The sequence below is a fragment of the Brachybacterium sp. Z12 genome, assembly GCF_014400405.1.
Taxonomy (GTDB): Bacteria; Actinomycetota; Actinomycetes; order Actinomycetales; family Dermabacteraceae; genus Brachybacterium.
Genome location: NZ_CP060496.1, coordinates 1 through 22,979 on the forward strand (window position 1 = coordinate 1; position 22,979 = coordinate 22,979).

17 protein-coding genes and 5 pseudogenes are annotated in these 22,979 nt (G+C 69.3%); 10 read left to right on the forward strand and 12 right to left on the reverse strand.

What is annotated here, in order from left to right:
• From rpsR to H3H54_RS00020, 4 genes and pseudogenes are all read right to left on the reverse strand, one after another.
• Positions 1–237, reverse strand: coding sequence for a 30S ribosomal protein S18 (gene rpsR / locus H3H54_RS00005; protein ID WP_193117716.1), 237 nt, complete (start codon positions 235–237; stop codon positions 1–3).
• A gap of 84 nt (positions 238–321) precedes the next feature.
• A pseudogene (locus tag H3H54_RS00010) lies at positions 322–887 on the reverse strand (single-stranded DNA-binding protein).
• A gap of 56 nt (positions 888–943) precedes the next feature.
• On the reverse strand, positions 944–1,261 hold the full coding sequence (gene rpsF / locus H3H54_RS00015; protein WP_262425010.1) for a 30S ribosomal protein S6: 318 nt from the start codon (positions 1,259–1,261) through the stop codon (positions 944–946).
• A gap of 187 nt (positions 1,262–1,448) precedes the next feature.
• Positions 1,449–1,658 (reverse strand): annotated as a pseudogene (locus H3H54_RS00020) (hypothetical protein); the annotation flags it as partial.
• Between the two features lie 65 nt (positions 1,659–1,723).
• Here H3H54_RS00020 and H3H54_RS00025 point away from each other — a divergent pair.
• Positions 1,724–3,024, forward strand: a pseudogene (locus H3H54_RS00025) (APC family permease).
• A gap of 5 nt (positions 3,025–3,029) precedes the next feature.
• Here the strand turns inward: H3H54_RS00025 and H3H54_RS19320 are convergent.
• The 5 genes and pseudogenes from H3H54_RS19320 to H3H54_RS00045 all read right to left on the reverse strand — a co-directional run bounded on the left by H3H54_RS19320 (position 3,030) and on the right by H3H54_RS00045 (position 8,692).
• Positions 3,030–3,878: a catalase-related domain-containing protein gene (locus H3H54_RS19320; protein WP_395963812.1), complete on the reverse strand. Its 849-nt coding sequence runs from the start codon at positions 3,876–3,878 to the stop codon at positions 3,030–3,032.
• Between the two features lie 94 nt (positions 3,879–3,972).
• A pseudogene (locus H3H54_RS19325) lies at positions 3,973–4,530 on the reverse strand (hypothetical protein); the annotation flags it as partial.
• A 20-nt stretch (positions 4,531–4,550) separates the two neighbouring features.
• A complete protein-coding gene (locus tag H3H54_RS00035) occupies positions 4,551–5,306 on the reverse strand; it encodes a penicillin-binding transpeptidase domain-containing protein (RefSeq protein WP_262425012.1) in 756 nt (251 codons plus the stop codon).
• Between the two features lie 115 nt (positions 5,307–5,421).
• Positions 5,422–7,104 carry a transglycosylase domain-containing protein gene (locus H3H54_RS00040; RefSeq protein ID WP_262425013.1) on the reverse strand — a complete coding sequence of 561 codons (1,683 nt, stop codon included), beginning with the start codon at positions 7,102–7,104 and terminating at the stop codon, positions 5,422–5,424.
• 173 nt (positions 7,105–7,277) lie between these two features.
• Positions 7,278–8,692, reverse strand: a pseudogene (locus H3H54_RS00045) (CCA tRNA nucleotidyltransferase).
• Positions 8,693–8,867: 175 nt separating this feature from the next.
• Here H3H54_RS00045 and H3H54_RS00050 point away from each other — a divergent pair.
• The 9 genes from H3H54_RS00050 (at position 8,868) to H3H54_RS00090 (ending at position 17,734) form a co-directional block, all read left to right on the forward strand.
• Complete coding sequence (locus H3H54_RS00050) at positions 8,868–9,380, forward strand: DUF6049 family protein (protein WP_262425014.1); 513 nt, start codon at positions 8,868–8,870, stop codon at positions 9,378–9,380.
• A complete protein-coding gene (locus tag H3H54_RS00055; protein WP_262425015.1) occupies positions 9,377–10,294 on the forward strand; it encodes a hypothetical protein in 918 nt (305 codons plus the stop codon). The genes H3H54_RS00050 and H3H54_RS00055 overlap by 4 nt, the downstream gene beginning before the upstream one ends.
• 125 nt (positions 10,295–10,419) lie before the next feature.
• Positions 10,420–11,226 (forward strand): DUF6049 family protein, encoded by an 807-nt coding sequence (locus tag H3H54_RS00060; RefSeq protein WP_262425016.1) that lies wholly within the window; start codon positions 10,420–10,422, stop codon positions 11,224–11,226.
• Positions 11,226–12,965 (forward strand): murein biosynthesis integral membrane protein MurJ, encoded by a 1,740-nt coding sequence (gene murJ / locus H3H54_RS00065; protein WP_262425017.1) that lies wholly within the window; start codon positions 11,226–11,228, stop codon positions 12,963–12,965. Before H3H54_RS00060 ends, murJ begins: the two co-directional genes overlap by 1 nt.
• Positions 12,966–13,456: 491 nt before the next feature.
• The gene (locus H3H54_RS00070) at positions 13,457–15,259 is read left to right on the forward strand and encodes a hypothetical protein (RefSeq protein WP_262425018.1); all 1,803 of its coding nucleotides are present in this window, start codon (positions 13,457–13,459) and stop codon (positions 15,257–15,259) included.
• A complete protein-coding gene (locus H3H54_RS00075) occupies positions 15,256–15,618 on the forward strand; it encodes a discoidin domain-containing protein (protein WP_262425019.1) in 363 nt (120 codons plus the stop codon). The genes H3H54_RS00070 and H3H54_RS00075 overlap by 4 nt, the downstream gene beginning before the upstream one ends.
• Complete coding sequence (locus H3H54_RS00080; RefSeq protein ID WP_262425020.1) at positions 15,615–16,178, forward strand: hypothetical protein; 564 nt, start codon at positions 15,615–15,617, stop codon at positions 16,176–16,178. Before H3H54_RS00075 ends, H3H54_RS00080 begins: the two co-directional genes overlap by 4 nt.
• 210 nt (positions 16,179–16,388) lie before the next feature.
• The gene (gene trxB / locus H3H54_RS00085) at positions 16,389–17,345 is read left to right on the forward strand and encodes a thioredoxin-disulfide reductase (RefSeq protein ID WP_262425021.1); all 957 of its coding nucleotides are present in this window, start codon (positions 16,389–16,391) and stop codon (positions 17,343–17,345) included.
• Positions 17,346–17,443: 98 nt separating this feature from the next.
• Positions 17,444–17,734, forward strand: coding sequence for a hypothetical protein (locus tag H3H54_RS00090; protein ID WP_262425022.1), 291 nt, complete (start codon positions 17,444–17,446; stop codon positions 17,732–17,734).
• Positions 17,735–20,243: 2,509 nt separating this feature from the next.
• On the opposite strand, the gene H3H54_RS18500 is transcribed toward H3H54_RS00090, so the two are convergent.
• From H3H54_RS18500 to H3H54_RS00100, 3 genes are all read right to left on the reverse strand, one after another.
• Positions 20,244–20,609, reverse strand: a complete 366-nt coding sequence (locus H3H54_RS18500) for a hypothetical protein (RefSeq protein WP_316249243.1) — start codon at positions 20,607–20,609, stop codon at positions 20,244–20,246.
• Positions 20,558–21,979 (reverse strand): ParB/RepB/Spo0J family partition protein, encoded by a 1,422-nt coding sequence (locus H3H54_RS00095; RefSeq protein WP_316249088.1) that lies wholly within the window; start codon positions 21,977–21,979, stop codon positions 20,558–20,560. The genes H3H54_RS18500 and H3H54_RS00095 overlap by 52 nt, the downstream gene beginning before the upstream one ends.
• A gap of 84 nt (positions 21,980–22,063) precedes the next feature.
• Positions 22,064–22,945: a ParA family protein gene (locus tag H3H54_RS00100; protein ID WP_316249089.1), complete on the reverse strand. Its 882-nt coding sequence runs from the start codon at positions 22,943–22,945 to the stop codon at positions 22,064–22,066.
• Positions 22,946–22,979: the final 34 nt, after the last annotated feature.

Consider the following 22,979-nt stretch of genomic DNA (forward strand, 5'->3'; position numbering starts at 1 on the left):
TCAGCGACCGGAGGTCGAGTACGGCAGGAGGGCGATCTCGCGGGCGTTCTTCACGGCCTTCGCGATCTTGCGCTGCTCCTGGACGGTGACTCCGGTGACCCGGCGGGCGCGGATCTTTCCGCGGTCGGAGACGAACTTGCGCAGCAGCGCAGCGTCCTTGTAGTCGACGGTCTCGACTCCCGCGGCCTTCAGCGGGTTCTGCTTCTTCTTCGGGGGACGAAGAGAGGGCTTGGCCATCGTGGTGCTCCTTCTTTCTGAGGGGAGCCCGGGCATGCACCCGGGATGGAATGGATCTATATGTGACGTCGATCGCCGAAGCGATCAGAAGGGCGGGTCGTCGTACCCGCCCTGGTTGCCGCCGCCGGCCCACGGGTCGGCAGCCGGTGCGCCCTGCGGCGCGTTGTTGTAGCCGCCCTGGCCACCCTGGCTGGCCTGACCGCCCTGGCCGCCGAAGCCGCCCTGGCCGCCTCCCTGGGGAGCGCCGCCTCCGAAACCGCCCCGACCGCCTCCGCCTCCGCCGCCGCGCTGCACCTTGTTGGGCTTCGCGGTGGCGTACTTCAGCGACGGGCCGATCTCGTCGACGTCCAGCTCGATGCTGGTGCGGTTCTGGCCTTCACGGTCGGTGAAGGAGCGCTGCTTGAGGCGCCCCTGAGCGACCACGCGGGTGCCCTTCTCGAGCGACTCGGCCACGTTCTCCGCGGCGTCGCGCCAGATGGAGCAGCGGAGGAACAGCGCCTCGCCGTCCTTCCACTCGTTCGCCTGACGGTCGAACATGCGGGGGTGGACGCGATGGTGAACGACGCGACCGCGATGCCGGACTGCGTGAAACGCAGCTCGGGGTCGGCGGTCAGGTTGCCGATCACGGTGATGACGGTGTCATTCGCCATGGGGGCTCCTCTGCTCCAGGATGGGGTGGGATGTTGCGGGGGTCAGCGGCAGCGGGTCACTTGTCGTCGACGGGTGAGGCTGTGGCCTTATCGTCGAGACGCATGACCTTGGTGCGCATGACCGACTCGTTGAGCCCGAGCTGACGATCCAGCTCCTGCGCGGTCGAGGCCTTCGCGGTGAAGCTGAGGACGATGTAGATGCCCTCGGTCTTCTTGTCGATCTCGTAGGCGAACTTCCGCTTGCCCCAGATGTCGACGTTGTCGATGGTGCCGCCCTCGGTCGGAATGACCTGGACGAGCTTCTCAAAAGTTCCGGTGACGGTCCGCTCATCGACGGACGGGTCGAGGATGACGACCATTTCGTACTTGCGCATGTTCGGTTACCCACCTCCTGTGGTCTCTGCGGCCACGGTATTTCCGTGGCAGGAGGGTTCATGCCATCCGCACGGGCATCGGCGATGCACGTCACGGACCGGGTCAGCCTACCTGCGCGTCCCCACATCGGCCAGGGCGACGGGATGGGTGCGCCCGGCATCACAGACCGGGCCGTCGAGCGAGGGGTCAGCCCCTCCCCATCGCCTTCTTCACCCGGGCGTACCAGCCGCCGGTGCTCCTGGCCCCGGCGATCCCGCCACCGGCCACCGCTCCGGCGGTGCGGCCGTGCAGGCGCGTCCCGCAGCGGTCGCAGAGCTTCCGCCCGGTGATCGAGGTGTACGCCCTGCCTCGGATCTTCTTGCTGCACTGTTCGCATCGCATGCCCCGATGGTGCCACCCCTGCCCACCAGGGGCGACCGATCGGTCCGGGGCCTTCGACCTCCGCCCTCTAGCGTGGGCCCATGACCAGCACCGACGACCGCACCACGCTGCGACGCACCGTCACCACCACGGGCCTTTTCCTGTTCATCCTCGGGGACGTGCTCGGCGCGGGCGTGTACGTGCTCGCCGGGGAGATCGCGGGATTGCGGGCGGTGCGCTGTGGGTGCCGCTGGTGGTGGCCCTGCTGCTCGCGCTGCTGACCGCCGGGTCGTACGCGGAGCTGGCCACCAAGTACCCCCGGGCCGGCGGCTCCTCGCACTACGCGACCCGCGCCTTCGGCCCCTTCGCCGGGTTCCTGGTCGGCTTCTGCATGCTGTCCGCGGGGGTGGTCTCGGTGGGTGCCCTGGCTCTGGGGTTCGCCGGGGACTATCTGGGCGCCTTCGTGAGCCTGCCGGTGTTCCTGGTGGTGATCGTGTTCCTCGCGCTGCTGGCGGCACTGAACGCCCGCGGGATCAGCGAGTCGCTCGGCGCGAACCGGGTCGCCACCCTCATCGAGGTGGGCGGGCTGCTGCTGGTGATCGTGCTGGGCGGGATCGTGATCTTCCGCGGCGAGGGCGATCTCGGGCGGCTGACGGATCTCGGCACCCCCGAGAACGGGCCGGTCGCGGCGGTGCTGGCGGGCACGGTGCTGGCGTTCTACTCCTACGTGGGCTTCGAGACCAGCGTGAACATCGCCGAGGAGACGAAGGATCCGGCTCGCTCCTATCCGCGCGCCCTGTTCGGGGCGCTGATCGTCACCGGCGTCGTCTACGCCCTGATTGGCGTGGTCGCCGCGGCCGTGGTGCCCACCGAGGAGCTCGCGGGCTCCTCGGCGCCGCTCGCGCTGGTGGTGGAGGCCGCGGGGATCGTGCCGCCGTTCGTGTTCAGCGTGATCGCGCTGATCGCGGTGGCCAACGGTGCGCTGCTGACCGGGATCATGTCCTCGCGCCTCGCGTACGGGATGGCGTCCGACGGGCTGCTCCCGCAGGTGCTGACCCGGCTGCTGCCCGAGCGGCGCACGCCGTGGGTCGCGATCCTCGCGACCACCGCGCTGTCGATCGCGCTGGCGCTGACCGGCACGATCGATGTGCTCGCCGGCACCATGGTGCTGCTCCTGCTGGTCGTCTTCCTCTCGGTGAACGCGGCCGTGCTGGTGCTGCGCCGCGATCGCCTGGAGCACCGCCACTTCCGCACCCCGCTCATCCTGCCTATCGGCGGCCTCGCCTCATGCGTGCTGCTGATGACGCAGGTCGAGTGGGCGGTGTGGCGGCTCGGACTGCCGTTCCTGGCGGTGGCCGCCGTCCTGGCCGGCGTCGCCGCCTGGCGACGCCGGCGCGCCTGAGACGCTCACGCTCCCGCGGGGAACCGCTCCCAGACCCGGTGCGCGCCGAGCAGGGCGGTGATCTCCTCGAGCACCTCGCGTCCGTCGTCGCCGAGCACGAGCCCGGCCCCACCCGGGGCGGTGCGCGCCTCAAGAGCCTCTCGGCCGGTGCCCCAGGCGCCGATCGCCTTGGCATGACGCCAGCACTCGTCGATCAGCTTGCCCACGCGCGGCTCGACGTCCCCGCTCCCCGGTGCCCCGGCCTTCGCATCGACCGTCGGGCGCGAATCGGGGGCGAAGAGCGGGTTGCCGCCGAGCAGCAGGGCGTCGAACTCCACGGAGGCGGCGGTGGCGAGGGTCCGTCCCACCGGGACCCCGGCGACCTCCCCGCCGCGGGTCGAGATGACGACGGGCATCATCCCCGCGCGGGCGATCGCCTCGTGGAGGGCGAGCAGATCCTGGTTCTTCTCCTCCGGGTCCACGACGATGCCGATCCGGCGGCCGTCGGCCGGCCAGGTGCCGCCCAGCTGGGACAGGGGGCCGCTGGTCTCCTGGCCGCCGGCCGGGTCCGCGAAGGGGATGGTCGGCGCCGGGGCGGGCATGCCGAGCGCCGCCGCGACCCGGGCGCACAGCTCCCCGTCGATGTTCGCCAGGCACTGCAGCTGACGCTCGCGGATCGTGTTCTCGTAGCACTTGCCGAGCTCGAAGGAGTAGGCGTCGACGATGTGGTCCTTCTCGAGCGGGGTCATGCTGCGCCAGAACAGGCGGGTCTGGCTGAAGTGGTCCTCGAAGGTCACCGAGAGCTCCCGCTCCTTCACTCCCTCGGGCACCCGGACGGGCAGGTCTTCGAACGCGCCGTCCATCTCCCCGGCCATGAACGGGCAGCCGCCGTCCAGGGTGTTCGGCTGGTACGGCGCGACCCCCGAGTAGTCGCCCTGCCGCCGTGAGCCGCGCGCCCTCCACCAGGACCCCTCCGAGCTCGTGCAGCTCCCGCGCGAGGGCGGCGAGGACGTCGAGCGGATCGAACTGGGCCTGGTCCTCGAGCACCACCGCCCCCGTGACCGGGAAGGGCAGCTCGGTGGTCTGGGTGAACTCCGCGTCCAGCCCGAGCTCTCGCGCCGTGCGCCACTCCTCACGCACCTGCTCCGCGCCGTCCACGGTGGTGGCGTAGGTGCTCGCGGGCCGGCGCTGGACCGGCACGGCCGCGCGCTGGCAGGTCTCCAGCAGCCAGCGCTGCCCCGCGGCGTTCGCCTCGAGGTAGGCACGCGCCGTCTCGAGGCCGTGCCGGGAGCGGAGCTCGGAGAGCCGGGTGCCCTGCAGCAGGGTGAGCTTCGCGGTGGTGGGTTGCCCGTCGCCACGGCGCCGACGGTGCGTGCCTCCAGCACGATCAGCCGGCGGCCGGAGCGGGCGAGCATCACCGCGGCAGCGAGCCCGGTGAGACCGGCGCCGGTCACCGCGACGTCGAAGGAGACGCCTGCGGGCAGGTCGGAGGTCGGGATCTCGGAGCGGTCCAGGGTGTCGTGCCAGAGCGAGTCCATCGGTGGAGGTTACGCGTCTCGATCCGGCGAGGTCACGGGCCGATCGGTCGGCTCCGGGTCAGGCCTCCGGGGGCCCGTCTCCGGCGTCGTCGCGCTCGTCACGGCCGGCGCTAGCGCCGTCCTCGCTCGACGCCTCCTCCTCCGACGACTCCTCAGAAGGCTCCTCGCTCGGCTCCTCAGACGGCTCCTCGCTCGGCTCCTCCTCGGATGGCTCCTCGCTCGGCTCTTCCTCCTCGGAGGGCTCCTCGCTCGGCTCTTCCTCCTCGGAGGGCTCCTCGCTGGGCTCCTCCGTCGGCTCAGGCGCCCCGTGGTCGGCGGCGGCGGGGGCGGCGGGACGTAGCTGCGTTCGCGCGTCTCGTTGTCCAGGCGGACCCTCTCGGGGAAGTCGAGCATCTCCTGACCCTCGAGCGACGGGGCCATGATGTCGCCCCAGATGTCGGTGGGGAAGGTGCCACCGGTCATGTTCTGCGCACCGCCGAAGGGGGTGAGGGTCTCCTCGGACCCGTCCTCTCCGGGCTGGAACATGCCCACGGCGGTCACCAGCTGCGGGGTGAACCCCACGAACCAGGCGGAGCGGAAGCTCTCCGAGGTGCCGGTCTTGCCGGCCACGGGGCGGCCGTCCATCACCCCGGCGAGCGAGCGGGCAGAGCCCACCTTCGGCGGCCCCTGGAGCGCGACGGTCGCGTTGATCGCGACCTCCTCGTCCATCGCCTGGGTCTCCTCGATCTCGTGCTCGTGGCGCGAGGAGCCGTCAGGCCGGGTCACGGACTGGACGATGTAGGCGTCGCGGTGCACGCCGCCCGAGCGATGGTCGCGTAGACCTCGGCCATCTCCTGGACCGTCGGCGAGGCGGAGCCCAGCACGTTCGAGGCGTCGGCACTCAGGCCGGGGTCTCCTCCGGCAGCCCCAGCGAGACCGCGGTTTCCATGGTCCGCTGCGGGCCGATCTCGATGTTCGCCTCGGCGTAGGCGGTGTTGATCGAGTTGGCGGTCGCCTTCTCGAGGGTCACCCGGCCGTAGTCGGTGTTGTTGAAGTTGTTGACCTCCCAGCCGGGGAAGGACTTCGGGGAGTTGCCGTCCCAGCGGGAGTCCAGCGGGAACCCGTCCTCGAGGGCGGCGATCAGGGTGAACGTCTTGAAGATCGATCCGGCCTGCATTCGCGATTGGGAGGCGTCGTTCTGGGCCTGGGCGACATAGTCCGGGCCGCCGTACATGCCCCGGATCGCGCCCGTCGAGGGATCGACCGTGACGGTGCCGACCCGGTTGTTCTCGGGCCGGTCATCCGGCAGGTTGCCGATGGCTTCCACGGTGTTGTTCTGGATCGAGGGATCGATCGTGGAGACGATCGTGTACCCGCCGGTGTTGATCTCCTCCTCGGTGAAGCCCTCCTCGATCAGCTCACCTCGCACCTGGGCCAGCAGGTAGCCCTTGGTGCCGCCGAGGGAGTTCTCGCTGCGCGGCTCGATAGTCTCGGGGAAGCCGAGGGCATCGGCGTCCGCGGCGGTCATCTGCCCCTCGTTGACCTGCCTGCTGATCACGCGATCCCACAGCTGCACCGACTTCTCGGGGTCGTTCGCGGGATCGTAGGAGGAAGGGCCGGGGATCACGGCCACCAGCAGCGCCGCCTCGGCCTCGTCGAGGTCCGCGGCATCCTTGCCGAAGTAGGCCTGGGAGGCCTCCTGCACACCGTAGGCGCCGCGGCCGAAGTAGATGGTGTTGAGGTAGCGGGAGAGGATCTCGTCCTTGCTGATCTCCTGGTCGATCTTCAGGGCCATGATGGCTTCCTTGGCCTTGCCCACGTACGACGTCTCGGTGCCGGTGTAGTACCGCTCGACGTACTGCATGGTGATCGTCGACCCGCCCTGGCGGGCCCCGCCCTGGAGGTTGTTGAGCATCGCCCGCACGATGCCGCGCGGGGACACGCCGCGGTTCTCGTAGAAGCTGGTGTCCTCGCTCGCGACCACCGCCTGCTTGATGCTGTCGGGGATCTCGTCGGCCGGCAGCTCGGTGCGGTTGATCTCGCTGAACTGGCCCATCTCGGTCTCGCCGTCCGCGTAGTAGACGCGAGAGGTCTGCGCGAGGGCGAAGTCCGAGGGTTCGGGAACCTCGGTGTCGTTGTACAGCCAGGCGGCGAAGCCCAGACCCGCCAGCACCATCAGCGCCATCGCGCCGAAGATCATGCGCAGGGAGGGGATCCAGCGCCAAGGGTTCTTCGCCCCGGCCCGGGGATAGTTCAGGAAATTCGTCGCGGCGGCCTTCTTCTTCGCGCCACCCTTCTTCGCGCCCCCGCGACTGGCGGCCGAGGCGGCGACGCCGGCGTGGCGGGCGCTGACCGAAGTGCGGTTGCTCGGCACCTTCGACGCGGCGGTGCGCTTCGGTGCCGGGGAGCTCTTGGCCCCGGTGGTGCTGCGAGCGGTGCGGCTGGATCCCTTGGACCCGGAGGCCTTCGCGGGCTTCCCGGCAGGCTTCGCGGAGGATGCGCGGCGCACACCTGCTGCGCGGCGCGAAGCACCGCCCGACGAGTTCTTCGACGAGCCGCGGGACGAGCGTCGGGAATCGCTCATGACTGCTCCTGGTCCTACGAGGGGGCATACGGGTCCCTGCACCCAGCAGGTGCACGGCCTCCCAGTATGCGCACGACGTCCCGACCGACGGAACGGCGCCGCGTCGAAGCACACAGGGTGTGCACGTCTGGTGCGGCGCCGCTCACATCACGCGCACCGCACGAAGCGGCCGTTCAGGAACTGGAGCGGGCGTCCCACCAGAGGCGGAGCTCCTGCTCAGCGCGCTCCTCGCCGAGTGGCCCGTGCTCCATTCGCAGCTCGAGCAGATGCTTGTACGCCTCGCCCACGTCCCGGCCGGGCGGCAGGTTCAGGATCTCCATGATCCGGTTGCCGTCGAGGTCAGGTCGGATCCGGCCGATCTCCTCCTGCTCGGCCAGCGCGTCGATGCGGGCCTCGAGCTCGCCGTAGGCACGAGCGAGGGTGCGGGATTTGCGACGGTTGCGGGTGGTGACATCGGCGCGGGTGAGGCGGTGCAGATGCTCCAGCAGATCGCCGGCATCGGTCACGTACCTGCGCACTGCGGAGTCCGTCCAGGGCGACTCGACGTATCCGTGGAAGCGCAGATGCAGCTCCACCAGGCGGGCGACCCTCTTGGTGGTGTCCTTGTCGAAGGTCAGCGCCTTCATCCTGCGCGCGGTCATCTTCGCGCCCACGGTCTCGTGGAAGCGGAAGGTGACCACGCCCCCTCCTCGAAGCGGCGCGTGGCGGGCTTGCCCACGTCGTGCATCAGGGCGGCCAGGCGCAGCACCAGGTCCGGTCCCTCGCAGGGGCCGCCCGAGCCGGCCGGGCTCTCGAGGTCGATCGCCTGGTCCAGCACCGTCAGCGTGTGCTGGTAGACGTCCTTGTGATGGTGGTGCTCGTCGATCTCGAGCTGCAGCGCGGGCAGCTCCGGCAGCACATGGGCGGCCAGGCCGAGCTCGGTCATCAGCTCGAGGCCGCCGCGGGGATGGGCGCCGAGCATGAGCTTGACGAGCTCCTCGCGCACCCGCTCGGCGGAGACGATGGTGATGCGCTCGGCGAGCGCCTCGATCGCGTCGGCCGTGGCGTCCTCGATCCGGAAGCCCAGCTGTGCGACGAAGCGGACCGCACGCATCATGCGCAGCGGGTCGTCGCTGAACGACTGGGCGGGGGCGACCGGGGTGCGCAGCACGGTGTTGGCGAGGTCGGCGAGCCCGCCGAAGGGGTCCACCAGCTCGAGCGAGGGGAGCCGCACCGCCATCGCGTTGACGGTGAAGTCCCGGCGCGACAGGTCGCCCTCGAGGGTGTCGCCGTACTCGACCTGGGGCTTGCGGCTCGTCGGATCGTAGGACTCGGTGCGGTAGGTGGTGATCTCGACCTTCACCCCGTCGCGCACGCCACCGAGGGTCCCGAAGTCGCGACCCATGTCCCAGATCGCCCCGTCGCGGGTCCAGGTGCGCAGGATCGCCTCGGTGTCGTCCGGGCGGGCGGAGGTCGTGAAGTCCAGATCGGCGCTCGAGCGGCCCAGCACCGCATCCCGCACCGGACCGCCCACCAGCGCGAGCTCGTGCCCCGCCGCCTCGAACAGCCGTCCCAGCGCGTGGATCTCCTCGGGCAGGGCCCGGAACATGGAGGCCGCCCGGGTGCGGGCGGTGTCGAGGCGCGCAGCTGTCTCGTCGAGGGGATCGGTCACGGGAGGTCCTGTCCTGGGAGGTGTTCCGGTGCTGCGCGGCGGTGCTCTCCACGATGTAGAGGTCTCGTGCCCCTGCAGCCCCTCTACGGTAGCGGCCGCTTACAGTGTCAGCATGCCGTCCTTCCCGCCGTCCGTGCGCCCGGTGCTCGCGGCACTGCTGACGGCACTGGTCATGGCCTCATCAGTGCTGGTGAGCGGCTCGGCGACCCTTATGGCGCCTGCTCATGCCACGCCCGGGAACAGTGCGGCAGCGGCCCCCGTAGCCCCTGCGGATCCCGCGCGCGACGCCCCTGTGAGCATGGATCTCGTCTCCCTCACGCCCACCTCCCTGGCCCCCGGTGGGACCGTCGAGGCGCAGCTCGAAGTGACCAACACCTCCTCCGAGCCGCTGTCGGCCCTCGCCCTCGAGCTGCGCACCCGCACTGCCCGGGTCACGGACCGCACCATCCTGGCCGACTGGCAGTCCGACGCCTCCCCGGACCTCTCCGGCGCCGCGCTCGCGAGCTCCGCGGAGCATGGGCGGCTCGCTCCCGGGGAATCGACCGTGCTCACCGTGGAGATCGACGCGGAGGAGCTGAACTACTCGAGGAGTCCTATTTCTGGGGGACCCGCCGGCTCTCGTTGACCGTCGTCGCCGACGAGGAGCCGCTGACCTCCCTGCGCACCTTCGTGGTGTGGCGACCGGCCGACGCCGACGACTCGATCACCCAGTCGGTGCTGCTACCGCTCGCCTCCGAGGACGCATCCGCTGTCGTCACGGATCCCGAGAGCTTCGCGAGCTCCGTCGAGTCGGGCCGGCTGGCCTCGGTGCGCCGGCTCGCCCCGCGCGGCGACGTCGACTGGTGGCTGGATCCGGCACTGTTGGACCCGCCGATGGTGCCGATCGACACCGGGACCGAGGGGTCGGACACCGACGCCACCGATGAGGAGGAGGATTCCCTGGGGCCGGTGCGCGAGTACGAGGCCGCACCGCTCTCCGCCGAGCTCGCCGACACCCTCGCCCAGGCCGCAGAGGGACGCACCGTGCTCGCCATGCCGTACGCCCAGGCCGACACGATCAGCCTCCGCCACGCCGGGTCCGAGCGTCTCGAGGGCGTGGTCCGCGACCGGGGCGAGCAGGTCTGGCAGGGCAGGGAGATCGAGCCCCGCGCAGCGGCGCTGCGGGTGGACGGCGGAAGCGCCGACGCCGCGGCCCTCGAGTCCGCGCTCGAGGCGGGCAGCACTGCCGCGATCGTGCCCTCCAGCTCCCTGCGTGCGGAACCCGCTTCCGCAGTCACCCCGAGCTCGGTCGGGCTCTACGAGTCCGGAGCGGTGGAGGGGCGCAGCTGCCGCTGCTGGCCCCGGACCCTGAGCTCTCCGCCGAGTTCTCCCTGCTCACCTCCGGCTCCGATACCGAACAGACCCAGCAGCGGCTGCTCGCGGAGACCGCGACCATCGCCTCCGAGTACGCGACGGCCCCCGCCATCTGCTGATCTCCCCCTCACCGGACGCGATGCTGGATCCGGTGGCGGCCGAGGCCGCACTGGACGCCATGGCTGAAGCGCCCTGGATCGAGCAGAGCCGCACCGATGCGCTGCTGGACGCCGCCGACAGCGAGGAGTGGACCACGGACCCCCGCAGCGAGAGCGAGGAGCTGTACACCATCGGACGCGTCACCGCCTCGGATGTGCACGCCAGCGCCCCGGCGGAGAACGGCCGCTGGGAGCATCAGGACGAGGCCGACGCACCGCCGCTGCTCGCCCCCGAGGCTCTCACCGAGCTCGACACGGCCTGGGAGGACGTCGACACCCTCGCCGCAGCGATGGAGGACGAGTCACCGCTGGACGCACCACGGCTCGAGATCCTGGCGGGCACCTCGATGCGCTGGCGGGACGACCCGGAGATCCCGGCAGCGCGGGCGAAGGGCCTCCGCACTCGCCGCCGAGCTGCAGGACCGGATCGATGTGGTCCCCGCCTCGGGGTACAACGTCATCTCCGACGCGGTGGCCGTCCCGATCACCATTACCAACGGCCTCGACACCCCGATCACGGTGCGCGTCCAGGTCACCTCCGACCGGCCGCTGGTGCAGATCGGCGAACCGATGGTGGTGGAGGTCCCCGCCCGCGGACAGACTGACGCGGCGGTGGATGTCGAGGCGATCGCCAACGGCTCCGTCACCCTCACCACCGTCCTCACCACCGAGGACGGACGCCCGCTCACCGCGCCGGTCGGCGTCCCGCTGACGGTCAACCCGTCCTGGGAGAACTGGACCACCCTGCTGCTGGTCATCGCGATGGGGCTGCTGGTGGTGGTGGGTGTCGCCCGTGCCCGACGCACCGGGTCCTCGACCCGGGCGCCTGCGGTCCGCGGGCCCGAGGACCCCCTGGAGCTCTCCCGCACAGGACGCTCCACCCTCGACCCCAACGCCACGCGGGACGCCTGGGAGCAGCATCCCCGGTCCGCACCAGAGAAGACCGAGGAGGACCGCTGATGAGCACCGCCCGCCGGGTCCGCCACATACCCCGCCACCGCCGCCAGGGCGTCCCCACGAGCCGCTCGACACTGCTGCGTGCCAGCGTGCTGATGGCCTCGGGCTCGATGATCTCGCGGCTGCTCGGCTTCGTGCGGAACTTCCTGTTCGGCGCGATCCTCGGCGGTTCGATGTCCGCCGCGGCCAACGCCTTCAGCGCCGCGAACACCCTGCCCAACACCATCTGGCTGCTGGTGGGCGGCGGCACCTTGAACGCGATCCTGGTCCCCGCGATCGTGCGTGCGGTCAAACGGCCCGATCGCGGCAGCGACTACATCTCGCGCCTGATGACCCTGGTCGCCGCGGTGTCTCTCGGTGTCACCGCCATCTGCCTGGTCGCGGTGCCGCTACTGCTGACCCTCACCAGCGGTGTGCTGCCGCCGGCGACCTACGCGCTCGCGATCCAGATCGGCTACTGGATGATGCCGCAGATCTTCTTCTCGGCGCTCTACGTCATGTGCGGTCAGCTGCTGAACGCCCATGAGTCCTTCGGCCCGTACCAGTGGGCACCGGTGGTCAACAATCTCGTCGGCATCGTCGGGGCCGGCCTGTTCCTGGGCCTGTGGGGCACCGTCGGCGATCCGGGCCAGTGGACGATGCCGATGGTCGTGGCGATGGCCGTGATCAACGTGGGCGGCTCCGCCGCCCAGGTGCTGTTCCTGTTCTGGTACGTCAAGAAGCTCGATCTGCGCCTGCGCCCGAAGTGGGGGCTGCGCGGCCTCGGGCTGGGCAAGCTCAGCCGGATCGGGCTGTGGTCGCTGGCGATGCTGGGGCTGGGGCAGCTCGGCATCTGGGCCTCGCGCTGGGCGACCGGCGGGGCGGTGCGGCAGACGGAGCTGCTCCAGGGCCAGCCCGAGCTCGCCGCGAAGTACCCGGCCCTGCTCACCATGGAATGGGCCTACCTGGCATTCATGATCCCGCAGGGCATCATCGCGGTCACGCTGGTCACGGCCGCGTTCCCCTCCATCTCCCGCAGTGCGGCCGACGAAGACCACGCCGGTGCGCTGTCCCGCTACGCGGAGACCAACCGGATGCTGGCGGTCCCGATGATGCTGTGCACCGCGGTGTTCATCGCCCTGTCGGGTCCGATCATGTGGGTGATCGGCGGCGGCACCGGTGAGATCGGCGCGCGCGCGAACGGCACGGTGCTGGTCGCCTACATGCTGGGGCTGGTGCCCTTCGCCTCGCTCTATCTCATCAAGCGCCTGTTCTACGCGTACGAGGACGCCCGCACCCCGTTCTTCGCCCAGATCCCCATCACGGCGATCACCGTGCTGTCGGTCCCGATCATCCTGACCACGGTCGATCCGATGTACGCGGCGATGGCCGCGGCCGGTTCCACGAGCGTCGGCAACCTGGTCGCGTGGCTGATGGGCATGTGGCTGCTGCGCCGCCATGCGGCGCGGCACGGGACGACCCCTCCGAGCGCCGTCACCGGCGCGCTGATGTTCGGGAAGCTGGGCGTGGCCGCCGTGGTGAGCTGGGCCGTCGGCACCGGACTGGTGGCCCTCGCGGGCGACCTGTTCTGGACGCATCGCCTGCTGGCCGTACTGCTCGGCGCTCTCGTCGCGGGGGTGATGGTGGTGGTGTTCAGCGTGGTCGCCTACCTGCTGCACGTGCCCGAGATGCGGCAGCTCGTCAGGGTGACGCAGCGCCAGCTGAAGCGCCTGACGGCTCGCAGGACGGCGGTCAGCTCGTAACATGGTCGATGCACGTGACGGGCGCACCCCCGCTGGACGAGGAGAAGGACGGTCCGTGGACACGAACTCAGAGCCGGACGCACTGCGGTCCCGCTGGACGCTGGAGGGAAAGATCCCTCTGTCCGGCGTCGCCGAGGGCGCTTCGTGGCGCCGCGCCCGGTCGGTGGCCACCGGCCAGGACGTAGTCCTGTTCATCGTGCGGGGCGAGGCCGCCCTGGAGGCCGCCGACGCCGTGCGTCGTGCCTATCTGGTCGAGGATCCGCACCTGCTGCCGGTCCAGGAGATCGTCGTGCTGGACGACCCGCGGGAGGCCACCGCCGAGCAGGCCGCGCCCGCGGATCCCGACGGCCCGACCACTGTGGTGGAGTATCCGCGTCCCCCCCGCCCCGCCGCTCGCGGCGCTGCTGGCCCAGGGACCGCTCCATCCGGAGACGGCGCGCGCGATCATCGGAGAGGCCGCGACCGGTCTCGAGGCCGCCCGGCGACGCGGTGTGCGCCATCAGCTGATCGATTCCAACCGGCTCTTCGTCGACACCCGCACGGGAGCGGTCGCGATCCTCGGGATCGGCGTGGAGGCCGCCGCCCACCCCGGTCTGGACCGCTCGCGGGAGGTGGCCTCCTTCCAGGACACCGCAGCGCTCGTCGCGCTGCTGTACCGCGCCCTGACCGGCCGCAGCCCGCAGCATGATGCCAGCGGCGACGTCCCACGGCCCTCCACGGTGGTGGACACCGAGATCCCCGCGGATCTGGATCTGCTGTGCGACCTCGTGCTGAACGAGTCGGCCGATGACATCCCCGAGACCACGCGGGGCCTGATCGAAGCGCTCGAACCGTGGCAGTCGATCCCCGTGACCCTTGAGGCGTATCCGCGCGCCGCTCCGGCGGCTCCGGCGGTCGACGAGCCCGTCTCGCAGGAGGGCATGGTGGAGGAGGGTTCCGCCCCCGCCGATGCCCTGCGGGACGATCCGTCGCCGTCGCCATCCGCCGAGCCCGATATGGCCGACGAGGACGAGCTCGATAGCACAGCCCTGATGGACTCCGTGCCCGATGAGCTCCCGGACGAGGACACCGTCGTCCGGGCTCCTGAGCCGAGCGTTCCCTCTGTTCCGGAGCTCCCTGCCGCCGCCGGAGCCGCCAGCGCGGTCGGCATGGCTGGAGCGGGAGCGGCGGCCGTCGCCGCTGAGTCTGCCGAGTCCACCGAGTCTGCCGAGCCTGCCGAACAGCGCGATCAGGACGATGCCGACGGCGAGGAAGCAACCGTCGCGGAGCAGAGAGCTGACGAGGCCGAGCAGCAGCGTGCCGCACAGGCCGCGGAGGAGAAGGCGCAACGCGCCTCAGAAGAGGCGAAGTCGCTGGTCACAGATCTGCGCCTCGATCAGAAGCGGTCCAGCACCGCCTTCCCCGGCCAGCTGGATCTCGCCCTCCCGTCCCCTGAAGAGCCCCCTGCGGCACCGGACTCCCCGTCGGCCGCTGGTGCCGGGACCCTCGCGGCAGGCGGCCTCGCAGCCGGTGCCGCCGGAACCACCGGTGATTCCCCGCAGCCGCAGGACAGCGAGCTTCCCGCCCGTTCATCCGGCACCCAGTGGCCGCTCGCCGGCGACGCCGAGCAGGGTGAGCGCACAGCTCTCGCGCCTTTGCAGTCACCGGACGGCTCGGACGGACGTGCACAGCAGCCTTCTGACGCTCCTTCGGAGTCCTCGACCGCCTCCACCCCGGATCATTCCGTGCCCACCCCGACGCATCCCGTGGTGCACAGTGCGGGCAGTCAGTCGCCGAGCCCGGTCCCTGTCGCCGGCCGGGCCGCGCCGGTCGCAGCGGCGCGCGGGGACGAACCGATCGTGATCCACGGACGGGACCGCTCGCTGCTCGAGGAGACACCGGAGGAGAGCACCGTGCCCTCCTCGCGCGGCTCCCTGCTGCGGGACGTGGTCGGTGTCGCTGTCGACGCCGACGCACCGGGGACCTTCGCCATGGGCCCTCAGGACCACGAGAAGCGATCGCTGCAGTCGCAGTGGATCATCATCGGCGGCGCCATCGTCGTGATGGTCGCCCTGGTCTTCGCGCTGACCTCGATCACCCGAGACATCGGCGGGCTGCTGGACGATCCGCTGGCCACCGCGACCCCGCCGAGCTCCACCGCCCCGACCGAGGAGGACACCGGCGAGGCACCCGTGGAACCCACGGAGGAGGCGACCGAAGAGCCCGAGCTGCCAGCCCCGAACTCTCCGGCGTGGAGCTGTTCGCTCCGGGCAGCGACCGGGAACCGGACAACGCGGATCAGCAGGAGCGGATGACCGACGGCGACCCCTCGACGTACTGGTCCAGCAAGCACTACGGCAGCCCCCAATACGGCGGGCTCAAGGACGACGTGGGCGTCCGTCTCGAGTTCGGGGAACCCTCGACGTTCACCGCAGTCACCATCACCACCGCCCGGAACAACGGTGGCACGATCGAGCTGCGCGCGCTGGAGGGCGACGGATCGCTCGGCGAGGTCCTGGCCACCGGCGACCTCGCCGGGGACGGCGAGGTCCGCCTCACGGCGCCCGAGCCCCTCGAGACCGAGCAGGTCGCCCTGTGGATCTCCGAGCTCCCTCCCGACAGCAATGAACAAGGGCGGTTCCGGGCCCGCATCGCGGAGATCCAGGTCGAATGAGCTCCTCGCCCCGACGCCGCCCCTCCGCGCGCGGGGACGAAGACCGCGAGCCGCGCCTCGGGACAGTCCTCGGGATCCCGCTCCCGCTGATCGTCGTCACCCTGGTCGTCGCCGGTCTGCTGGGCATCCAGTTGGCCGGAGCGCTCGAGCTGTCCACCTCGAGCCGATCCCATGCTTCAGCAGCATCCGTCGACTCGATCTCAGGCGGGAAGAATTCCGCCGGCGTACCCGTTATCACTGAGACCACCCTCGGCACCGAGGTGCAGCGCCTGATCGACACCGGGACCATCCAACCGATGACGAGCTTCGACGCCGCACAATGCCTCAAGGAGCAGGGGATCCCGGAATCGATCCTGATCATGGAGGAGGTCGCATGGGGCGGCGAGGAGACGGCGAGCTGGCTGCTCGTGCACGGTCCGATGGACCGCGAGACCCTGCGCGCCAACGGCGGCATCGTCTCGGCCACCGTTGTCCTTCCCACCTGCGGCACCTCGGACGACAACACCTCGCCGCAGGACGTCCGACTCTGGTCCGGGGACGTGATGATCGGCTCCCTATGACCCACAGCGCGACGGGGCCACCACAGCGGGCCCTGCGCGATACTCGGTGACGGGCCTCCCGCTGACCGCCCACGACCACACCCACGGAAGGACATCCACCATGTCGCAGCCCATCCAGGCTCTCAACATCCTCGGCGGCCCCGCGCCCATCGCACAGACCGCCCCGGCTCCCTCGGTCGCGGCCCCCAGGACGACACCGTCCATGAGGTCGTGATCGTCGGCTCCGGTCCCGCCGGCTACACCGCTGCGATCTACACCGCGCGTGCCGAGATGAAGCCGATCGTCATCGCCGGCGCCCTCGACGCCGGAGGCGCGCTCATGACCACCACGGATGTCGAGAACTTCCCGGGCTTCCCCGAAGGCGTCCAGGGGCCGGAGCTGATGACGAACCTGCAGGAGCAGGCCGAGCGCTTCGGCGCCGAGGTGATCTACGACGATGCCGTGGAGCTCGAGCTGGAGGGGGACGTCAAGACCGTCACCCTGGACGACGGCACCGTCTACCGTGCGAAGACGCTGATCATCACCACCGGATCCGCGTACCGCAAGCTCGGCGTCGACGGTGAGGACACGCTCTCCGGCAAGGGCGTGAGCTGGTGCGCGACCTGCGACGGCTTCTTCTTCAAGGATCAGGAGATCGTGGTGGTCGGCGGCGGCGACAGCGCTGTGGAGGAGGCGACCTTCCTGACCCGCTTCGGCAAGTCGGTCACCCTCGTCCACCGCCGTGACGAGCTGCGAGCATCGAAGATCATGGCGCGCCGCGCCGAGGCCGATCCTAAGCTGAGCTTCGCCTGGAACAGCGAGGTCGTGAGCATCAACGGCACCGACAAGGTTGAATCCGTGACCCTTCGTGACACGGTCACCGGTCAGGAGAGCGTGCTGGCGACCTCCGCCGTCTTCGAAGCCATCGGGCATCTCCCGCGCACCGATCTGGTGCGCGGCAAGCTCGAGCTGGATGACGAGGGGTACATCGTGTGCGAGGGCCGTACCACCCGCACCTCCGTGCCGGGGGTCTTCGCGGCGGGCGACGTCGTGGACCACACGTACCGCCAGGCCATCACGGCGGCAGGGACCGGCTGCCAGGCAGCGCTGGATGCTGAGCGCTGGCTCGCGGACACCGCAGCCAACCTCCACGCCGAGAGGGCAGTGGCGGCCGCCGCCGGGCAGTGACTTCACCGTCGCACCCGCCGACCACTCGTGCGCTGGCTGCGCATGCAGTGGTCCTCCTCAGCGCGCAGTGGGCCGGGCCATCGGGCCCGGCCCCGACCGTGCTGAAGGAGCTCAGCAGGCGATGGGGCACCTCCGTGCACGCAGTGCTCGTGGAGGACCCTGATGACGAGCTGCTCGAGCTGTGGGATGTGGACATGCTCCCCACCTGGCTCCGCTTCACACCAGGTGAGCCCCTCGATGACGAGGAGACGCTCACCGTGACGCACCTGAGTGGTGCGAGCCCGGGCGGGGAGGGGCTCCACCTCGAGGGGCCGTGGACCCTCACCCACCGACGCAGTGGAGCTCTTCCCAAGCATGTGGTCGAGACGGAGTTCGGCCCACGCCTCTGATCTGGAGAGCTGGCTGACTTCGACCGTGTCAAATCTGGGCGGGACGACCAGCTCTGACGTGCCGGAACGGCGCTATCCACATGTCTGTCCACATGGTTCTCCACAGCCGGGGATGAGTGTATCCACAGGGTTGTCCACAACGGATTGTGGATAACCAGCAGGAATTCTCTTGCGTATGCTTTGGCGACAATATGCCTCTGACCTGCACTGATGCTCGCCAGTAAGGTTCTGCTGTCCAATCCGGTTCCACGTGATATCCACCGCTTCGCGCGGTTGACCACATAGTTGGACACGTGTCCATCAGGACTTGTCCACAATGATACTCACACTGTGCATGAGGGCCATTGCGCGGCATGAAGGACAGAGTCGGCGGCAGAGAAGCCCAGCCGGAGTCCCGCACCACCGCAGTTCCACGTGACGATGCAACTCACTCTGCTACGTGCTGGCCGCGCTGCATTCCATCCCCTGTACACCAGCTGTTCATGGAGGCCGTTCTTTGGGCCCGTAGCTTGCCCAGCAACCCCTCCTCCTGAGAGAGGTGTTTGCCGTGAAACGTCCGCCTCCCCGTGGGCCAGATGTCGGGTGACAGATCGGGCACGCGCACGTTTCACGGGAAACTTGCCGGGTGTCCGTGTCTGGTCGCAGCCCTAGGGGTGACGGTAGCGGCGCGCGCGTACGGGTTCACGTGAAACCTGCTCGCTACAGCGAGACCGGTGCGGCGCACCTCGGGCGGCATGTCTTGGACAGGGCAGAGCCTGTTCAGGCCGAAGCCCACGTTTCACGGGAAACAGTCGTCATCTCTCAGCTCGTGCCGCTCCTGTGCGTAGTCGGACCGCTGCAGAAGCGAAGGGCCACACTGCAGCGTCTGGGGCAGACGCATTGCTCCGTGCTGCTCGGCCCCCCACAAGCCTTTCGGGTGAGGCTCCAAGAGAGGTTGTGAGTAGCCTTGCCCTCGCGTACATGAACTGAGATGAGCCGCCGGCGTGCTTCCGGGTGGCTGCAGAAGTGATCGCCAGGGGCAGCGATCGTTTCGCGTGAAACGTTCCGCTCACCCGTGCTCATGCCCGTCGGCCTCTGCCCGGCTTCACGTGAAACGTACGGCTCGCCTATGTTCATGCCCGGCGGCGTCTGGCCGGTTTCCCGTGAAACCTGCTCCAAACGTGTGCTAGTTGTCGTCACGAAAGCGCGCTTACTTCTTCTATCGCCAGCCCGTTCTGGAGTACCCGGGCCAGCTTCGAGATCAGCGGGTGACGAAGATGGTCTGTAAATGGCGTGTCCGCTGAGGTCTCACGGGAAACTCGAACATCCCTGGCAGTCGTAGCCGCCGAGGTACAGGTTCGGTCCCGGGTCAGGTCGGCCCAGGTCGGGTGTAGATCCCCGACAGTCAGGTGCGTTTCACGCGAAACGCGCTCAGTTGACGCTGATGCCGCGTTTCACGTGAAGCGAGAGCTCACCCTCACCGGAACATGCGCTTCATCGCAAACGCACCTGGGGCGCACCCGGTGGGCAGCCGTCCAGGGCAGGATGGATTGAATGCGTCCGAAGCATGGGTTTCACGGGGAACGATCGCGCATCTCCTTCCGAGGCCTCATTCCTCAACCGAGGGTCAGCCTCGCCGGAGGAGGCGCCTAAGCCGAACTGCCGTTCAGCTAGCATTCTCGTGGCTCGAGGAGTAGCGAACGCTTCACGTGCAACTGCGTCGCAAGAAAGGGTCGAGTCGTCGCCTACTCCGCCTCCAAGTGCCGGTGGTACGTCCCGCTCGCCGCCGGGCCAGGGGCATGCACACTGCAACCCCTGTGCGCAGAGTAGCTAGTTTCCCGTGAAACTGGCTGCGAGTGCGCCGTGGGTCTCCGCTATCCCATGCAAGAAGCCTCCGGGAATCACCGAAACCAGCACATTCGGGCGGGCTTCAGTCGCCAGGCGAAGCCCGTTGCACGTGAAACGCGGGCTGGCAAGCCCGCTGCTTCACGTATTCGCGTCGCCCACGATGAGCTGTACCGCCGCGGCGAGGATCCTCCGTGCTGCCTTCTATCCGCACTACGTTGTTTCACGTGACACAAGAGAGCCGGCGAAGAGAGGGTAATCAATTCCCCGTTGTGTGCCACTGGGTACGAAGTTTCGCGTGAAACGTCGCGCGGGACTGCGCAGGTCCCGTAAGCCCGCCAGCGTCTATGTCCTTCTCCGCATTGCCGAGGACTATATCGGTCAGGGGGACAAAGGTCCGCTCTCCAAGGCCGAGGGTGCCTTCAAGGATTCCACCGCTGCTGCTGGAGCGACTATCCACAGAGTTGTGCACATCGGTGGATAGTCGGAAAAAGCGTCGATGACCAGGACAGACGCCCGCTTATGTAAGCGTAGGCAGACCCGAAGCAGGACTAGAGCCCAATCTGTACTGACACTACCGATACTTTCGTCATAACCCGTGGCGGGACGGGGCCACTACTCGTCCGTAGCTTCTTCTGGTCCTCAGCGCAACCAAGAAGGGGCCCGCGCAGTCGCGGGCCCCTTCTCAGGAAGTCAGAGGGCGGAGATCAGTGATCTGTGTGCGGGAGAGGAACGTCCAGTCCCATGTTCTCGACCAAGCGCTCAAGATCCTCGAGATTGCTGAACTCGAGAGTGATGCGGCCCTTGCGCTTGCCCACGTCGATGCGCACCGGGGCTTCGAGGCGGTTGGACAAGCGGCTGGTGAGGTCCACGACGTGAGGATCGTAGGTGCTGCGGCGCACGGTCCGCGTGGCCGGCTGCTGCCCGCCCCCGCGACCAGACGTTCCACGGCACGAACGGAGAGCCCCTCCTGCACGATCCGCTGAGCGAGCTCCTCCATCAGGTGAGGATCATCGAGGGAGAGCAGAGCTCGTGCGTGACCGGCGCTGATCGCACCGCTGGCGAGGCGACGCTGTACGAGAGGGGGAGCCGCAGCAGGCGCAGCGTGTTGGTGATCTGGGGGCGCGAACGCCCGATGCGCTCTCCGAGTTCGTCCTGTGTGCAGCCGAAGTCCTCGAGCAGCTGCTGATAGGCGTTGGCCTCTTCGAGAGGGTTCAGCTGCGTGCGGTGCAGGTTCTCCAGCAGTGCGTCCCGCAGGAGATCGTCATCACTGGTCTCTCGGATGATCGCCGGGATCGCGGGAAGGCCCGCGCGACGCGCAGCCCTCCAACGACGCTCGCCCATGACTAGTTCGAAGGACTCGCCGGCCTCGGTGACCGGGATCGGGCGAACCACGACCGGCTGCAGCACACCGACCTCGCGCAGCGAGTAGGCGAGCTCATCGAGCTCGTCCTCGTCGAACATCGTGCGGGGATTACGCGGGTTCTCCCGTACCTCGTGGATCGGGATCTCAGCGAACACCGCGCCCGGGACGCTCACCAGATCCTGGCTCACAGCAGAGAGAGCCGGGGTAGGGCCCTGCTCCGGCGACGCTCCGTCAGCCGCCTGCTCCGAGCCCGAGTCCCCGAGGGGCTCGCCGTCTGCGGGGGATCCGTCGGACTCGACAGCGGAGTCGCTCTCCTGAACCGGAGCCGGAGTCTCAGCAGGCTCGGATGCCTGGGCCTTCGCCGGGGACGGGGTCACCGGCTCCACGTCGACGACCGGGCTGTCCTCGGTGGAAGCGGCCGCCGGGGAGGCTGTCTCCGGCGTCGTCGCATCGGCGGCGGGGCTGGTGGACTTCTTCGCCGCAGTCGTCTTCGTCGCCGCGGGGTTGGCCGCTGCCGGCTTTGCCGGCGCGCTCTTGGCAGCGGTGCTCTTGGCGGGTGCGCTCTTGGTGGCAGTGCTCTTGGTGGCGTCAGTCTTCGCAGCGGAAGCCTTGCTCGCAGAGCTCTTGGTGGCAGCGGTCTTGGTCGCCGGCTTCTTGGCTGTCGTTCCGCTCGAGGCGCTGCTCGAGGAACGGACCGGAGCCTTTGCGCTGCGGGTCGTCGGCTCCTCCTCTGCGGTCTCGGTGGCCGGAGCCTTGGAACCGGAGGCGGCAGCGGCACGGGTGCTGCTGGCGGTGCGGCCCCGACGCTCAGCGGCGGCGCGTGCCATCCCGGTGGCGAGGTCGAGCGCATCGGCACGCCCTCGCTGCGGGCGGCCATCCGCGTCGACCCTCTCCCCGGAGAAGAACATGTCGACCGGCCGGGTGCTGCCGGAGCGTCCCTCGGTCTCGTCGGCCGGACGCGTGCGCGTACGAAGCTCCTGCTCAGGAGCAGAGGTCGAACCGGCGCCCGGGATCAGGGCACCGAGTCCTCGACCGAGTCCTCGCTTCTGCGTCATGGCCGTTGTCCTTCCGAGAAATGTCGTCGCCGTAGGGGTATCACCCGGGTCCGCATGCGCCGTCGCCGCGGCCCCGGTGGGGGATCAAGGGGCTGGTCGGGTGTTGATCTCGTACGCGGCCGCGCGGTAGGCCAGTGCACCGCTGGAGCCCGGATCGTATGTCAGCACCGTCTGTCCGTAGCTCGGTGCCTCCGAGATCCTCACCGAACGCGGGATGCTCGTCTCCAGAGTCTGGTCCGGGAAGTGATCACGGACATCCTGGGCGACCTGAGCGGCCAGGCGGGTACGGGCGTCGTACATCGTGAGCATAATCGTGGAGACCACGAGCTCCGGGTTCAGGTGCTGACGGATCAGCTCGATGTTGTTCAGCAGCAGCGAAAGACCCTCCAGCGCGTAGTACTCGGCCTGGATCGGGATGAGCACCTCACGCGCCGCCACCAGGGCGTTGACCGTCAGCAGCCCGAGCGAGGGCGGGCAGTCGATGAGCACGTAGTCCAGACGCTCCAGGCCCCGCTGCTCGCGTTCCTCGAGATGATCCCGGATCGCATTGCGCAGGCGGTTCTCCCGGGCCACGAGGGAGACCAGCTCGATCTCCGCTCCGGAGAGGTTGATCGTGGCAGGCGCGCAGAACAGGCGCTCCATATCCGGGACCGCCTGCACCACATCGCTCAGCGGCGCGGACTCCACCAGCACCTCGTACATGCTGAGCACCTCAGCGTGATGATCGATGCTCAGCGCAGTCGAGGTGTTCCCCTGCGGGTCCGCATCGATCACCAGCACGTTCAGGCCGCCCATCGACAGGGCCGCGGCGACGTTCACGGTGGTCGACGTCTTCCCGACGCCGCCCTTCTGATTCGCAACCGTGATGACACGGGTGCTCTCGGGCCGCTGGAGGTCGAGACCCTCGAGCTTCTTCTTGCGGGCAAGATCCCGGGTCAGCTCACGCATCAGCGGGGTGTCTTCCATCGCGCCGTGTCCCGGGGAGGAATCATCGCGCCGT